The organism is Ancrocorticia sp. (genome assembly GCF_052089425.1).
GTDB lineage: Bacteria > Actinomycetota > Actinomycetes > Actinomycetales > Actinomycetaceae > Ancrocorticia.
This window is the reverse complement of sequence record NZ_JBQCZW010000026.1, coordinates 10,360-26,142: the sequence shown is the minus strand read 5'-3', so window position 1 is coordinate 26,142 and position 15,783 is coordinate 10,360. Positions and strand designations below refer to the sequence as shown.

The following is a 15,783-nucleotide window of genomic DNA, read 5'->3' as shown; positions in this document are numbered from 1 at the left end:
CGGAGGCCGACCTAGCGGTTTCGAATTAGACGAGGAAAGTCGCACGTATTCACGATTGTCCCCGTTTCCCATAGCTTCCCTAATGAACACGTGTTCATGGTGGGACTTTAGACCTAGTGGACACGTGTCGTTTATTAATAGCGTGTTCGGAGAGTTGAATGATTCAAGTGCGGACCGCTCGGCGGAATCGCAACAGGGAATCGCAGCGCACGGACATCGTTCGCTCGCTCACGCTATCGAATTCTTATCGAGAGGACACCATGACAGAGGTTGCAGATGCTCGCGGCGGTTTCGCCGGCACGCCGAGCAGGCGCTCGTTCCTGAAATGGTCGGGAGTGGCGGCAGGCGGGACGGCGCTCGTAGCCAGCACCACGAACCTCGGGATGCCCGGCACTGGGCCAGCGGCCGCGGCTGATGGCCTCAAGGGCGCGGACGCAACGGTGTGGTCCGCCTGCATCGTCAACTGCGGATCGCGTTGCCCACTCAGATTGCAGGTCAAGGACGGCGTTGTTGCCCGCGTTCTTCCCGATAACACGGGAGACGACACGCTCATGGGCCGCAACATACGCGCCTGCCCACGCGGACGGAACATGCGCCAACGCATCTACAATCCAGATCGCATCAAGAAACCGCTCAAGCGCGTGGAAGGCTCCAAGCGCTCCGAGGGGAACTTCGAGGAGATCAGCTGGGACGAGGCCATCGATCTGGTGGCCGAAAAGCTCCAGTACACCTATGACAATTACGGCCCAGAAGCTATCTTCAAGACTTATGGAACCGGTGTGTGGAACGCGCATCTCGCCTATTCTGGCGGCTGGCCGCGTCTTTTCAACCTCATGGGCGGACAGCTCGGGTACTACGGTAACTACTCGTACTTCCAGGTCTCCCAGATCACCAAGTACTTCTACGGTGCGGCCGATGAGCAGCCATCGAACTCCATCGAAGATTCGATTGCGAACTCCAAACTGCTTGTCCTGTGGGGCAACAATCCTCAAGAGACCCGCATGTCCGGAGGCGGCGTCGCTTACACCACAGCTATGGCCAAGAAGGCTGGCGTGAAGATCATTGTGGTGGATCCGCGTTACTCGGATTCTGCGTCCGTTTTGGCCGATGAATGGATCGCGTTGCGGCCGGGAACCGATGCGGCCCTCGTCGCCGCCATGATCCACGTGATGCTGGAGGAAGGTCTGCACGATCAGGACTTTCTTGATAAATACTGCATCGGCTTCGATGAGGATCATATGCCGGAGGGGGCACCCTCAAATAGCTCGTACCGTACCTACATCGAGGGCAACGGCGAAGACGGCATCGAGAAGAGTCCCGAATGGGCGGCCGAAATCACCGGCGTTCCCGCCGATCAGATCCGGAAGTTCGCCCGCGAAATCGCTTTGACCAAGCCCGCGAACATCACGCAGGGCTGGGGCCCGCAGCGCCACGCCAATGGTGAGAATCAGACTCTCTCGATCTACCTCCTCGCGTGTGTGACAGGGAACGTTGGTCTACCCGGCGGCGGAACCGGCGGACGCGACGGCTACTTCTGGCCCGTTACTTTCTCTATGGACGACGCGGTGAACCCCGTGGAAACTGCGATTTCGGTGTACACGTGGGCCGATGCGATTGATCGCGGCCCTGAGATGACGGCGCTCAAGGACGGCGTACGTGGGAAGGACAAGCTGGAGACCGGTATCAAGTTTCTGCTCATCTATGGCTCCAACATGGCCGCCTCCCAGCACGGTGACATCAACCGTACGCGCGAGATCTTGGACGACGATTCGAAGTGCGAGTTCATCGTTGGTATGGATAACCAAATGACGGCAAGCATGAAGATGTGTGACTTGGTGCTTCCGGATACCACTACAGCCGAACGCTGGGACATGGTACCTAACGAGTACACCGGCGATCTGGCCTACGAGATCATGTGCGAGCAGGCAATTGACCCCCTGTACGAGGCGCGTTCCGCCCTCGATGTAACCGCGGCAATCGCCGCGAAGCTTGGGATTGGCGAGGAGTTCTCAGGTGGCAAGGAGACCACCGAGGACTGGGCGCGCGAGCTTCAAGCCGCGAACCATGCAGAAAACGATCATATTCCCGAGTTTGACGAGCTGCGTGAGATGGGCGTGTACCGCTACACGGATCCCAATGGACCGTACGTTGGACTCAAGGACTTCCGCGAAGATCCCGATGCAAATCCGCTGGAAACGCCGTCCGGAAAGATCGAGATTTACTCCGAGCAGCTGGCCGAGTTGGCTGCCACGTGGGAGTTTGATGAGGATCTGCTAGGCGATCGCATTACGCCAATTCCTGAGTATGTTGCCACGTGGGAGGGCGCCGAAGAAGGTTTGAAAAATGCGAAGTACCCGCTTCAAGTGATCGGGCACCACTACAAGTCTCGCGTGCATTCCACCTACGGCAATCTCACGAATAACAAGGAAGCCCACCCCCAGAAGATTTGGGTCAACGATCTCGATGCCATGGATCGCGAGATCGTCAATGGTGACCAGATTCAAGTGTTCAACGAACGTGGGCGAATCCAGTCGCAAGCCTTCGTGACCAGCCGCATCGCACCCGGCGTGATCTCCGTGCCGCAGGGCGCGTGGCTCGAGCTGGACGATGCCGGTATCGATCATGGCGGCGCCGTCAACATGCTGACCTCATGGAACAGGACTCCCGTGGGGAAAGGCAACGCTCAACACACAGCGCTGGCTCAAGTGAAGAAGGCCGATTAACAGTTCGGCAGCGGGAATAGGCCAAGCTATTACGGGCTGGGCTGCCGATTGCGTATGGCGCAGCTCGCTCATCCGCGCGGTCCGGAATTATACGCACAAATACGCACGAAAAGGATGGGAGCGGGATTCCGCGGGAATCTATTACACAGGTGTCACGGGTAGGACCAAAGGGCTAAACGACAGGTGTCGCGGAACCTAGTCTCAACGTATGGCGGCGTGCGAATGTACTGCGCGCATGCCCATTGAAGGCTAGCGAATGTGTCTGGCGGTTGGAAAAGCGGAAGGATAAGAAATGACGGAGACAATGGAGAGGCCAGCTGGCTCTCGCACTGCACCCACTCGGCGTTCATTTCTCAAGTGGTCGGGCGTAGCTGCAGGCGGAACGGCGCTCATCGCTTCCACTACAAGCCTCGGTATGCCCGGACACGGCCCCCAGGCGGCTGCAGACGGAATGAGTGGCGTGGACAAGACCGTGTGGAACGCGTGCTTGGCCAACTGCCAGAGCCGCTGCCCACTTCGCCTGCAGGTCAAGGACGGCACCGTTGTGCGCGTGTTCCCGGATAACACCGGATCTGACGCACTCGGGGATCTACAGATTCGCGCCTGCGTGCGTGGGCGCAACCAGCGCGAACGCATCTACTCCCCCGATCGCCTCAAGAAGCCGATGAAGCGCGCTGGCGCGCGCGGCGAGGATAAGTGGGAGGAAATCTCATGGGAGGAGGCCTTCGATACGATCGCTTCTGAGCTCAAGCGAGTAAAGGACACCTACGGCAATGAGGCCCTGTGGTACCACTACGGCTCGGGCTCCACAGGTGGAAACATCACGAAGCGCGGCACGTGGCCACGGCTTCTCAACACGTACGGTGGCTACCTCGGCCAGTACGGTGACTATTCAACGGCGCAGATCACCGCGGCCTACCCCTACTTCTTTGGGGAATCAACCTCCTCGAATTCTCTTGAGGATGCACAGTTCTCCCAGCTTCAGGTCATGTTCGGTAACAATCCGCTAGAGACCCGCATGTCCGGCGGCGGCGAACTTGGTGTTGTCCAGAAGGTCCGCAAGGATTTCCACGTCAAGACCATCGTGATTGATCCGCGCTACTCCGAAACCGCGCTGGCCGCCGGTGACGAGTGGGTAGCGCTTCGCCCGGGCACCGATGCTGCTCTCGTTGCAGGCCTCATCTACGTCATGGTGGAGGAAGGACTGCACGATCAGGACTTCCTTGATGAATACTGCGTAGGTTTCGATGAGGGCCACATGCCAGAGGGAGTTCCCGCAAACAACTCCTACCGCGCCTACCTTGAGGGCAAGGGCGAAGACGGCACGGAAAAGACAGCCGAATGGGCCGCCGACATTACCGGCGTTCCGGCAAATCACATTCGCCAGCTGGCCCGCGAGATAGCCGGTGCTAAGCCGTGTGCGATCACTCAGGGATGGGGACCCCAGCGCAGCGCCATGGGTGAAAACTCAGCACGCGCCATCTTCCTTCTCGCGGCAGCCACCGGCAACGTGGGCATCACGGGAGGCGGAACTGGCGCTCGCGAGGGCAATACCACCCTGCCCGTCGCAGCTTTCCCGCTTTTCGATGGCGAGGAACCACCCGTTACCACGCAGATTTCCTGCTTCAACTGGATCGATGCCATTGATCACGGCCCAGAGATGACGGCCACCAACGGCGGCGTGCGTGGCAAGGACAAGCTGGATGTTGGCATCAAGCTCATGGTGGTCAACGCCTCGAACACGTTGACCAACCAGCACAACGATCTCAACAAGACGTATGAGACGCTTGCGGATACGGACAAGTGCGAGTTCATCGTGGTGATTGACCATCAGCACACGGACAGCGCGAAATGGGCGGATATCCTCCTCCCATCCACCACAAACTTCGAAGAGTTTGACCTGATCCCTGGCGCCAGCTGCGGCGATACTGGCTGGCTCATTTGGGGCCAGCAGGCAATCGATCCGCTCTACGATTGCAAGACCGGTTACGAGATGTGCACCGAGATTGCCAAGCGTCTGGGAATCGAAGAGGAATTCACGCAGGGACGCACTCAGGACGATTGGCGCCAGTACCTGTATGAGCAGACGAAGGAAGCCATCCCCAATGTTCCCTCGGTTTCGGAACTCGAAGAGATGGGGATGTGGCGTCAACACGCGAACACCCCATTCGTCTCCCTCAAGGAGTTCCGTGAGGACCCGGAGGCCAACCCCGTACCAACGGATTCGGGCAAGCTCGAGATTTTCTCGAAGCAGCTGTTTGATATGAACAAGGAGTGGGAGTTCGAGGATAGCCTTGACCGCCTCGCCGCGCTTCCCGAGCAGGTTCTCACGTTCGAGGACTGGCACGTTGCCCGTGAGGACGGTGCTAAGTACCCGCTCCAGCTCATCGGACATCACTACAAGGGCCGTACCCACTCCTCCTATGCGAACCTTCCGCGCAACAAGGAAGCGCATCCTCAAAAGGCGTGGATTAACCCAGTAGATGCTGATTCCCGCGGGATTGAGAACGGCGACATGGTTGATGTTTTCAACGATCGCGGGCGCATGCGGATTCCCGCACTGGTCACGCCTCGCATCGCCCCCGGCGTTCTCTCCGTGCCTCAGGGCGCGTGGTTTAACCCCAACAAGGATGGTGTTGATGAGGGCGGATGCGTCAACCTCCTGACCAAGTACCATCCTTCGCCCCTCGCCAAGGGCAACCCAGCCAATACCGCACTGGTAGAAGTGGAGAAGTCACATGGCTAAGACGGCCAAGACCAACACCGCCACGTTGCCAGCAGGCTGCCCAGCAGCAGGTAACGCCCCCACCCGCCGTTCCTTCCTCAAGTGGTCGGGCGTCGCTGCAGGCGGGACGGCGCTCGTCGCCTCGACCACCAACCTTGGAATGCCGGGGAGCGGGCCCAAGGCCGCGGCCGAAGGCCTCGCGGATGCCGATAAGACAGTCTGGTCCGCCTGCACGGTCAATTGTGGCTCGCGCTGCCCGCTGCGCCTGCAGGTCAAGGACGGCACAGTTGTGCGCGTGCTCCCTGACAACACCGGCGATGATTCGCTGGGCAGCCAGCGTGTCCGTTCCTGCGTGCGCGGCCGCTCCATCCGCCATAGGATCTACAACCCTGATCGCTTGAAGAAGCCACTACGCCGCAAGGCCGGCACCAAGCGCGGCGATGGCCAGTGGGAAGAGATCTCATGGGATGAGGCACTCTCCGAAATCGCCACCAAGATGGAGGGCATCAAAGAGGAGTATGGGAACGAGGCTTTCTACATCAATTACGGAACCGGCGTGCTCGGCTCCACGATGGCGTGCTCGTGGCCCCCTAACGAAACCGCGTTCGCCCGCCTGATGAACACATGGGGCGGATACCTCGATCACTACGGTGATTACTCCACCAACCAAATCACGCAGGCCTACCCGTACTTCTACGGTGATTGGGTCGCCGGCAACTCACTCGATGATGCCGAAAACGCCCAACTGCAGGTCATGTTTGGCAACAACCCGCTGGAAACCCGCATGTCCGGCGGCGGCCTCACATTCGTCACTCAGCAAACAAAGAAGGCCTCTGATGTTCGCACCATCATCGTGGATCCGCGTTATTCGGATACCACGGTGGGCATCGCGGACGAGTGGGTTGCCCTGCGCCCCGGCACCGACGCTGCCCTCGTAGCAGGCCTCATCCACGTGATGCTCCAAGAGGACCTGCATGATCAGGATTTCTTGGACACTCATTGCGTGGGTTTCGATGAGGACCATATGCCCGATGGAGCGCCCGAGAACGCGTCCTACCGCTCCTACGTTGAGGGCAAGGGCACAGATGGCACGGAAAAAACTCCCGAATGGGCAGCTGACATCACCGGCGTTCCCGCCACCCACATCCGCAGCCTAGCCCGCGAGATCGCCGGCGCCAAGCCGTGCGCGATCACTCAAGGGTGGGGCCCTCAGCGCCATGCCAATGGCGAGGACGCTAGCCGTTCGATCTTCCTTCTGGCAGCGGTAACCGGCAACATCGGAAAGGTTGGCGGTGGGACCGGCGCCCGTGAGGGTGGCGTGGGCCTTCCGATCGTCAAAACGTTCAATACGTCTTTGACCAACACGGATTCGAACAAGATCATCTCCTCGTTCAGCTGGCTAGACGCCATCGATCACGGCGATCAGATGGATACCTTCAATGCTGGCGTTCTTGAGAAGCCTGAACCCGGCGTTCGCGCCGGCAAGGTTCCTGTGGATGATGAGGGTAACCCCACCAACATCAAGCTGGACGTGCCGATCAAGATGGTGTGGAACTACGGCTCGAATTCGCTCGTCAATCAGACCGGCGATAACAACGCTTCCGTAGAGATCCTTCAGGATGAATCCAAGGCCGAGCTGATCGTCACCTGCGATATCCAAATGACAGTGTCAGCGCGCTATTCGGACTATGTTCTGCCGGGCACCTCCACCTCGGAGGAGAACGATATCCACCCTGGTGAGAACGCCACGCCGATGGCCTACGGCATCATCTCCTCGCAGGCAATCGATCCACTGTACGAGTGCCGGACAGTGTTCGATATTTGCGGCGGTCTAGCCGAACACCTCGGAGTTTCGGACCAATATTACGACGGCAAGGATCGGGAAGACTGGCTGCGTGACGCAGTGAAGGCCACTCAGGCGGAGGATCCGGATATCCCTGATTATGAGGATTGGAAGGAGATGGGCCTGTTCCGCAAGAACGCAGGCTCCGTGATCTCCCTTCAAGAGTTCCGTGATGATCCCGAAGCCAATCCGCTTTCCACTCCGTCCGGCAAGATCGAAATCTACTCCGATCGCCTCGCCCGTATGGCCGAGAAGTGGACCTTCGATGATTTCCGGCCGGAACTTGTGGGAGACAAGCTCAACCCACTTCCGGAGTACACGGACACGTGGGAGGGCGTGCTGGATTCGCGCGAGAGCGAGAAGTACCCGCTCCAGTTGATCGGCCACCACTACAAGCAGCGCACCCATTCGAGCTACGGCAACGTTGATTGGATGCAAGAAGCGCACCACCAGACCGCGTGGATCAATCCGATTGACGCGCAAGAACGTGGTATTTCGAACGACGACGACGTTTTCCTCTACAACGATCGCGGCACAGTCATGATCGGCGCACGGGTGACAGAGCGTATCGCGCCAGGGGTCGTCTCTCTACCGCAGGGCGCTTGGTACACCCCGCAACCGAGTTCGGAGATCACACCACCACCCGGAGCAAATCCGGAAATGCCCGTGGATACGGGCGGCAACACCAACACATTGACCTCGCTGCATCCATCGCCTCTGGCGAAGGGTAACGCGGTACACACTGCAATTGTTCAACTTGTTAAGGCTTAGGAGTGAGTTTAGTGAGCGAGTCCTTGACCGAAGCGGGCGCGAAGTACGGGTTCTATTTTGATCAGACCCTGTGCAACGGCTGTAAGGCATGCCAGATCGCATGTAAAGATAAGCATGACCTGCCGCTGGGGGTGAACTGGCGCCGCGTCGTGGAATACACAGGCGGCAGCTGGCAGCGTTCGGGCAACACGTTCCAACCCAACGTGTTCTCCTACTACACCTCCATTGCGTGCAACCACTGCGAGGATCCCATCTGCATGCGAGTGTGCCCCACCACGGCAATGTCGCGCCGCGATGATGGCACCGTGTACGTGGATGATTCCAAGTGCGTGGGTTGCCGTTACTGCCAGTGGGCATGCCCCTACGGCGCTCCGCAGCTGAACACAGAAACCGGTCACATGACCAAGTGCGATCTGTGCTATGACTACCGCGATCAGGGCCAGAACCCGGCATGTGTGGATGCATGCCCGTCCCGCGCCCTCGATTTTGGTCCAATCGCAGATCTTCGCGAGGAATACGGGACAGAAAACGGCGTAGCACCACTGCCCGATCCCTCGATTACTCAGCCTCACCTCGTGATCAGCCCTCATCGTGACGCTCAGGCGTGGGATGCAGGCACCGGTCACATCGCAAATCCCAAGGAGATCTGATGAATGCTGAAGAGCTTCCCATGATCCTGTTCACGGTCATCGGTCAGATGTCCGTGGGCTCTATCTGGATACTCGGTCTTATCCACATCTACGGCTACGCGAAGAAGATGAAGCCGGAGACCATTGACAGGATCACCAACGCCGCGATGTATGCGGCAGGTCCTCTTTTGGTTCTTGGCTTCTTCGCTGCCTTCTTCCATCTGGGCGATCCGTTCAACGCCCTCAACACGTTGCGTCATATGGGTTCATCATGGATGAGCCGGGAGATTGGCGCTGGCGTTCTGTACGGCGCCGTTGGCCTTGTATTTGCTGCGTGCCAGTGGATGGGCTGGTTCTCTCGCTGGGTACGTCAGGTACTCGCGGGGCTGACCGCCCTTGCTGGCCTCCTTCTGGTCATCACGATGGCCGGCGTGTACTTCAGCGTGGAAACCATCCCCGCGTGGCACAACGCCTCGGTCTGGATCTTCTTCTTCTCCTCGGCCATCCTCACCGGTTCTCTGGCAGTGGGCGTTGCGCTCATGGTCACGTGGAACATGCAGGCACGCAGGGATGCCGGTGGCGAAGCCAAGCTGGCGCATAAGCTCCGTCTGATCTCCGATAAGCCGCTGACATCAGAGCTCACGGCCTTGACAACAAAGGCTCTTCAGGGCATCTCGCTTTCAGCCGCCTTCGCCGGAGTGGTCATCCTCGTCACCTACCCGGTCTACATCGGGTGGCTTGGTACAGGTGACGCGGCGGCCCAAGAAGTTGCACACCACATGCAGGGCCCCGTCTTGGTGGTTCGCTTGGTCCTCCTAGCCGCCGTTGTGATTATGACGGGCATGTTCGCCTTCATGCGGGCACGCACCGCTGAGAAGCCAAACCGTGCAATCGCTTGGATCATCGGCATCGCCTTCGCCCTCGCAATCGCTTCCGAACTGCTCGGACGCGGCCTTCACTACGAAGGTTTGTGGCACGTAGGCCTGAACACCACCCAGTACATACTGGGCCAGTAGCAACACACCCGCCACTGAGGCAGGTACACACTCACTCCCGCGTGGGCGGGCCGGCACACCCGGCCCGCCCACTGTGTTCACTACACTTAAACATCCCGATCTCTTGTGGTCCAACACGGCGATCACTCCACCATCCCAACACCATTATTTTCAATCAGTACTCACTGAGTAGAATTGCCGCAGAACCAAAGATCCGAAATGAGGAACTGTGCTTTCATTTGAGCAGTTAGATGCGTTTGCCGCCGCCTTTTCCACGCTGGGCCGCCTTCACATCACCCCGGTAACGCCTGAGACTCGTGATCAGGTTGTTGACCTGCTCGACGAATGGCCCGCCCCGGCCAGCGGCGAATCAACAGCCGCCGGTATCAATGCGTGGCACCGCTCCCGCGCTCAGGAGGAATCCGCCTCCGATATTCACAGGGATCACGATCTGCTGTATGGCATCACGGCGAACGCCAAGGTCCCGCCCTTCGAATCGGTTCACCGAAACGAGGAAGGCCTAGTCTTCGATTCCGAGACTCTCGAGGTCCGCGATCAATACCGCAGGCTCGGCCTGCAAGCCCCGAACCTGAACCGCGAACCGGATGATCACATTGGGCTGGAGCTGGACTTCCTCGCTCAGTGCTGCGTCAGCGCACTGACCGCTCTGGAACAGGATGCCGCCCTAGCCGCCGAACGTTACGCCCGCATCGGCGGCGAATTCAGCCGTGATCACCTCCTCACATGGGCGCCCGACATGCTGGAGAAGGCCCGGGCCGCCTCCCAAACCGAGTGGATGGGCGGCCTCCAACTCATGACTCTGGGCACTCTGGAGGCGTGGGAGAGCGCTCTCGAATCGTCCGGCGTTCTCGCAGACGCGGAAGAACTCTCCGCATCGCCATCTGAGGCACCAACCGGCTCCAAGGCACCGGCATCCACCCCTGATTCCGAGGAGGCTGCCCAGTGACCATCGATCCGGCCAACTCCCCAGAATCCTTCGATCCAACGGCGGCTCCGGCCACGGAGGACGTCATCAACCGTGGCGTACGCCTGGGAACGGTAGCCTCCGTGATCTCCGGCTTTTATGCCGCAGCCCCAACGCTCGGAATGCTCGATAACATCTTCAATCCGGAGCTTCTGGCGGTGTGGCCGCTGCGCGATGAGGTGTCCCAGCAGGGCGTTGACCTCCTGCTTTCGGGCCACGATCACCAAGGTCCACTCCGCAGCGAGTGGCTGACCCTGTACGGCTACCATCCGGCCGTTCCCCCAACCGAGTCCGCACGCGGCAATACGGAGGCAGCCGCCTCACACGCCCAGCGCTACCAGCGCGATCACTTTGCCGCGCCTCAGGTGGCTGATGCACCTGCAGATCACATCGGCCCCGAGCTGGCCTACGCCGGTCACGTTGCCACCTCAATCGCGATGCAGTACCGCGCCGGCGTGGACGTGACGGCCGAAGGCACCGACTTGCTGGCCTTCTGCACCGATCATCTTGGCCCGCTAGCCACCGCTGTTGCGGACGAGACCGAAGAACACGCAGAAACCCTCACCTATCTGGCCATTGCTCTCCTCACGCTTGGGTACATCAACGAGCTCTTCAGTTTTGCCAAGTTCGTGGCGGCTCAGGCGGCATAGTGGCTGATTCGCTTTCGGGTGTGCTTCGCTGGCTGGAGGCTCATGATCCCTACCGGCGAATCATCATCGCGTGCCCGCACTCCCTAGCCCCGGAGCCCGGCCATCGGGATCTGGGCATTGTGCTGGATTCCTGCATTGGGCATGCCACGATAGGCCTGCCAGCGCAGCTACTGGCGTGCGGAACATCCCGTGTGGAATACGTGCCGTGCTCCGAGCACCCGGCCGATGCCGCCAGCAAGGTCTCCGTGTGGGAGGCACTCACTCCCGGCTTGATCCTGCCAGTCCAAGAGACCAAGCATTCGTTCCGCCGCGGCGAGACTATTGACATGACGGCGGTCCCTCTTCCGCGCCGCGCGCTTGTGGGCGCCGCTTCCAGCGGCCCGCTAGATCCGGCCAGCGACGATCAGACCCGCACCGTCACTGCGTTGCGTTACCTCCAACAGCGCGGCCTGATCACCGAGATCCCTGATGTTCCCGGCGCCGCCAGCGGAATTCATCTGACCGTCGATCGCTGCACCGCCTGCAACGTGTGTGTGAGCAGCTGCCCCCATGACGCACTGAGCCTCACACGCACCGAGATGGCTGACGGCACAACCGTCCATCAGCTATCTCAGCACGCCGATCGCTGCCGGGCGTGCCAAGCGTGCGTGCGTTTCTGCCCCGTCCAGGCGATCACACCCGGCGCGCAGTTCGATTTGTCCGATGCTCTTGAGGAACGCACCTACCCGCTCACCACCGTCTCCACGCGGACGTGCCTACGATGCGGTTCAGTGTTCCCGGCAGGTCAGGGAGAGCTCTGCCCCGTATGCTCGTTCCGCGAAACCAACCCGTTCGGCTCGCAGATTCCGCCCGAGTTGGCGCGCCAGCTGCCGCCCGATATCGCCGAGCGCCTGATGCGCCCCACCAGCCGAGATCAGGGTTAGTTTTTCGACGACGACGATTTCCTACGCCTCGTAGCCCGGGCGATACCAATCCCCGGAACGCCCACCGGCCTTGTGGATGATCTTGCAGTCCGTGATCTCCGCGGAACGATCCACACCCTTCACCATATCCACGATCGCGAGCGCCGCAATAGACACGGCGGTCAGCGCCTCCATCTCCACGCCAGTGCGATCCGCTGTGCGCACGGTGGCGCTCAGTGCCACATGATCGTGCTCAATCTGGACGTCCACAACCGCCCCGTGTACGCCGATCGTGTGTGCCAGTGGCAGTAGCTCGGGGACCTTCTTCGCCCCGGCAATGCCAGCGATACGGGCAACAGCCAGCACGTCACCCTTGGGCACCGTGCCATCACGCAGCGATTCCAGCACCGCTGGTGAGCACCTGACCTTCCCAATCGCGGTGGCTTCGCGCACGGTGGGAACCTTGGCGGTCACATCTACCATGTACGCTTCACCGCTACCTTGCAGGTGCGTGAACTTCATATCTTCGCCAGTCACGGGCTTATCTCCCACAGTCTTGTGTGTCACAGTCGTATCTTCCAGAGCCTTCGATTTCTAGAACACCAAGACATCCACGGGATCGCCCACGTGGACCTCGGCAACGTCAGCTGGGACTCTGGCCAAACCGGTCGCGAGCGGCAAAGCAGCAATCAGGTGGGACATGGAGCCGCCCGCCGTTGCTGGAACTACTCGCAGCGGTGTTGGGGCGGTGGTGGTTGGAACGCCGTCGTCGTCGTTCAAAACACACGGCAAAAACTGGGTGCGCCCGGGTTTACGGGACCACCCGGCAGCCGCGATGGCCGGGCGGAACAGCGATTCGTAGCTGCGCTCGGGCAGGGCGAACAGGTGTGCAAGGATGGGATCGCCGAATAGCTTCCACGAAACGAAGACGGAAACTGGGTTGCCGGGCAGGCAAATGATCGGGACGGAGCGGCCCGTTGAATCCGCGAGCCGTCCATACCCCTGTGGCTTTCCCGGTTGCATCGCCACCTTGGTGAACTCCACGCCCAGTGAGGCGAGCGCGGCCTTGACCACATCGAATGCGCCGGCGCTAACGCCGCCAGAGGTGACGATCATATCCACGCCGTCCAACAGTTCGCGGATGCCTTTCAGGAAGGACTCCACGGTATCGCTGTGACATGTGAAGGGAACGGGGGTAGCACCAGCTTCGGCCACGAGATGGCGCAGCAGGACGGAATTCGAATCCGGGATGTGGCCGGCGGCCAGTTCCTCTCCCGGGGCCACAAGCTCATCGCCCGTGGCAATGATCCCCACACGCGGGCGCTCGTGAACCGGTGCCTCAGCATGGCCGAGGGCCGCAAGGGCGGCTAGGTGGGCAGGGGTCAACCGCGTACCTTTGGCAAAGGCCGGGGCGCCAGCTTCGATGTCCTCACCGGCTGTGCGTACATGCGTGCCGCGCGTGAGGCCAGCTGCTGCCTCGGTGGGGACTATCGTTGCCGGAGGTTCTGTCAGCATGTTATGTGCGGCATCGCGGGTGAACTCCACCTGAAGGATGGCGTCCGCGCCTTCAGGTAACGGAGCACCCGTCATGATGCGCTGGGCCGTTCCCGGAGCAAACGGGCGCTCCGAGTGGTTGCCCGCCGCGATATCCGCGACAACCGGCAGTTCGCAGCCCGGCGTCACATCGCCAGCCCGCACAGCAAATCCATCCATCGCCGAGTTCGTGAACGGGGGGATCGCGAATCGTGCTGCCACATCCGCGCCCAACACCAATCCGCGTGCCTCATCAAGCGGTACGTTCGCGATTCGTGTGGGTTCCGCAAGCGCCACCACATCCGCGTAGTGCTGGGAAATCTCCTTCATCGTTCCTCCGTTCACACGCAGGCCATCCGGCCCACTTGCCGGACACTATTCTTACACGCTTTGCAGAGCGGGCAGGCGCTTGCCCGTTCAGTCCCACGTTCACGAATTCTGAGAACTCATGAATACTGTTCAAGCTCACCACTTTTGATCAATTCTGACTCGCCACTTTTGATCAACTCTGAAAATGATGATTCAAACAAGTTCCGAGACTCTTCTGAGACCGTGTCGGGAGGCTAGCAGCCACGATGTCGTGAGCTGGTGGTAACTAGCGAAAGCTGTCACTTACAGCGCGCGCGGGCGCACCGTCAGCACAGAATAGTTGGCAGTTCGCGAATCGAAAATCGCAAGCCGTCCCAAAAGCACTTCGCCAAAACCCGCCAGCAGCTTAATCACTTCGGTTGCCATCGCGGTTCCCGCCTGGCCAACGGGGGCGCCGAGCACCGGGCTGGAAGGACCCACGGGAATCACGCCGGCAGGAGGTTCGGTTGGGAAGATGTCGCGGAGGCGGACTTGGCGTTCGGGTGCTGCTCCGTGTGCGGAGGCCGCCTCACCGCTCCAGAACACCGCCACCTGAGAGGCTGCCCCAAGCACGCTTCCCCACACTTCTGGAACGCCGAGTTCTGTGCAGACTTCATCCAGAAGGAAGCGGGTGGCGAAGTTGTCCGTCGCATCAACCACTAGGTCGTATTGCCCGATGATTTCCGCGGCATTGTCCTTGGTGAGCCGGACATTGTGGAGTTCAAGCGCCACGTCAGGGTTAAGCCCGGCCACTCGGGCTGCAGCGCTCTCCACCTTCGGGGTGTCGATGCTAGCCATCGAGTGAATCACCTGACGGTGAAGGTTGGACAGCTCAAGCTTGTCCGAATCCAAAAGCCCAAGAGTGCCTACACCGGCACCCGCCAAATAGAGCAGAACCGGCGAGCCTAGGCCGCCAGCGCCTACAACCAGCACGCGGGCACCACGCAGGCGGCGTTGGCCCTCATCTTCTAGGCCAGGAAGGAGCATTTGGCGCGCGTAGCGTTCACGCTCTGTTTCACTCAGCTCTGGGACGGGTGTTGCGATCGGAAGCAAAGTCATGAGAAGTACCCTACTAGGAAAGTGGGGTACATGCGCGGCTAGAGGTCCCGATAGAATACCCCCATGCACAGTATCCGGATTGCCTTGATCACGGTTTCTGACCGTGCTTCCACCGGAGCACGCGATGATCTTTCGGGGCCATTGGCCGCCTCGCTGCTGAGTAAGTACGGCGATGTCAGCGGGCCGATCGTTGTACCCGACGGCCAAGAGAGCGTACGCGAGATGATCTCCAACGCCATCTATTCTGGTGCGCAGGTTGTCTTTACTACCGGCGGCACCGGCGTTACCAGCCGCGATCTCACACCCGAGGCAACCGAGCCGCTCATCACCCAGCGCATGTGGGGAATCGAACACCTCATGCGTGCGAACCCGGCCGTTCCCACGGCCGCAATCTCGCGTGGCATTGCGGGGATCGCCGAATTCGGTGGAAACCGGGCATTCGTTCTGAACGCCCCGGGCTCCCAAGGTGGGGTTAAGGATGCGATCAACGCCGTTGGGCCACTGATTGCCCACATCGTTGACCAGATGGAGGATGGAGACCATCCCGAACCAGCGGCGCTCGCGCATTCGGAGGGACTCACACAACCCGACGGACGCCCGCAACCCGACGGACGCCCGCA

12 protein-coding genes are annotated in these 15,783 nt (G+C 60.3%); 9 read left to right on the top strand and 3 right to left on the bottom strand.

Annotation, left to right across the window (positions count from 1 at the left end; genetic code table 11):
* Positions 1–260 precede the first annotated feature (260 nt).
* The 8 genes from ACTHV6_RS08905 to ACTHV6_RS08870 all read left to right on the top strand — a co-directional run bounded on the left by ACTHV6_RS08905 (position 261) and on the right by ACTHV6_RS08870 (position 12,244).
* Positions 261–2,723: a DMSO/selenate family reductase complex A subunit gene (locus tag ACTHV6_RS08905; protein ID WP_441387011.1), complete on the top strand. Its 2,463-nt coding sequence runs from the start codon at positions 261–263 to the stop codon at positions 2,721–2,723.
* Positions 2,724–3,015: 292 nt separating this feature from the next.
* Positions 3,016–5,469 carry a DMSO/selenate family reductase complex A subunit gene (locus tag ACTHV6_RS08900; protein ID WP_441387010.1) on the top strand — a complete coding sequence of 818 codons (2,454 nt, stop codon included), beginning with the start codon at positions 3,016–3,018 and terminating at the stop codon, positions 5,467–5,469.
* Complete coding sequence (locus tag ACTHV6_RS08895; RefSeq protein WP_441387008.1) at positions 5,462–8,062, top strand: DMSO/selenate family reductase complex A subunit; 2,601 nt, start codon at positions 5,462–5,464, stop codon at positions 8,060–8,062. The genes ACTHV6_RS08900 and ACTHV6_RS08895 overlap by 8 nt, the downstream gene beginning before the upstream one ends.
* A gap of 11 nt (positions 8,063–8,073) precedes the next feature.
* Positions 8,074–8,712 carry a DMSO/selenate family reductase complex B subunit gene (locus tag ACTHV6_RS08890; RefSeq protein ID WP_441387007.1) on the top strand — a complete coding sequence of 213 codons (639 nt, stop codon included), beginning with the start codon at positions 8,074–8,076 and terminating at the stop codon, positions 8,710–8,712.
* Positions 8,712–9,707, top strand: a complete 996-nt coding sequence (locus ACTHV6_RS08885; protein WP_441387005.1) for a dimethyl sulfoxide reductase anchor subunit family protein — start codon at positions 8,712–8,714, stop codon at positions 9,705–9,707. The genes ACTHV6_RS08890 and ACTHV6_RS08885 overlap by 1 nt, the downstream gene beginning before the upstream one ends.
* Positions 9,708–9,915: 208 nt before the next feature.
* On the top strand, positions 9,916–10,653 hold the full coding sequence (locus tag ACTHV6_RS08880; protein WP_441387004.1) for a TorD/DmsD family molecular chaperone: 738 nt from the start codon (positions 9,916–9,918) through the stop codon (positions 10,651–10,653).
* On the top strand, positions 10,650–11,321 hold the full coding sequence (locus ACTHV6_RS08875; RefSeq protein ID WP_441387003.1) for a TorD/DmsD family molecular chaperone: 672 nt from the start codon (positions 10,650–10,652) through the stop codon (positions 11,319–11,321). The genes ACTHV6_RS08880 and ACTHV6_RS08875 overlap by 4 nt, the downstream gene beginning before the upstream one ends.
* Positions 11,321–12,244: a 4Fe-4S dicluster domain-containing protein gene (locus ACTHV6_RS08870; RefSeq protein WP_441387002.1), complete on the top strand. Its 924-nt coding sequence runs from the start codon at positions 11,321–11,323 to the stop codon at positions 12,242–12,244. The genes ACTHV6_RS08875 and ACTHV6_RS08870 overlap by 1 nt, the downstream gene beginning before the upstream one ends.
* Before the next feature lie 21 nt (positions 12,245–12,265).
* On the opposite strand, the gene moaC is transcribed toward ACTHV6_RS08870, so the two are convergent.
* The 3 genes from moaC to ACTHV6_RS08855 form a co-directional block, all read right to left on the bottom strand.
* Positions 12,266–12,745, bottom strand: a complete 480-nt coding sequence (gene moaC / locus ACTHV6_RS08865) for a cyclic pyranopterin monophosphate synthase MoaC (protein WP_441387024.1) — start codon at positions 12,743–12,745, stop codon at positions 12,266–12,268.
* A gap of 72 nt (positions 12,746–12,817) precedes the next feature.
* Positions 12,818–14,086, bottom strand: coding sequence for a molybdopterin molybdotransferase MoeA (locus tag ACTHV6_RS08860; protein ID WP_441387001.1), 1,269 nt, complete (start codon positions 14,084–14,086; stop codon positions 12,818–12,820).
* A 282-nt stretch (positions 14,087–14,368) separates the two neighbouring features.
* Entirely contained in the window at positions 14,369–15,163 is a 795-nt protein-coding gene (locus ACTHV6_RS08855) for a HesA/MoeB/ThiF family protein (RefSeq protein WP_441387000.1), read from the bottom strand.
* Between the two features lie 63 nt (positions 15,164–15,226).
* On the opposite strand from ACTHV6_RS08855, the gene ACTHV6_RS08850 reads away from it, so the two are divergent.
* Positions 15,227–15,783 (top strand): MogA/MoaB family molybdenum cofactor biosynthesis protein (locus ACTHV6_RS08850; RefSeq protein ID WP_441386998.1); only part of this gene is annotated, 557 nt, incomplete at its 3' end.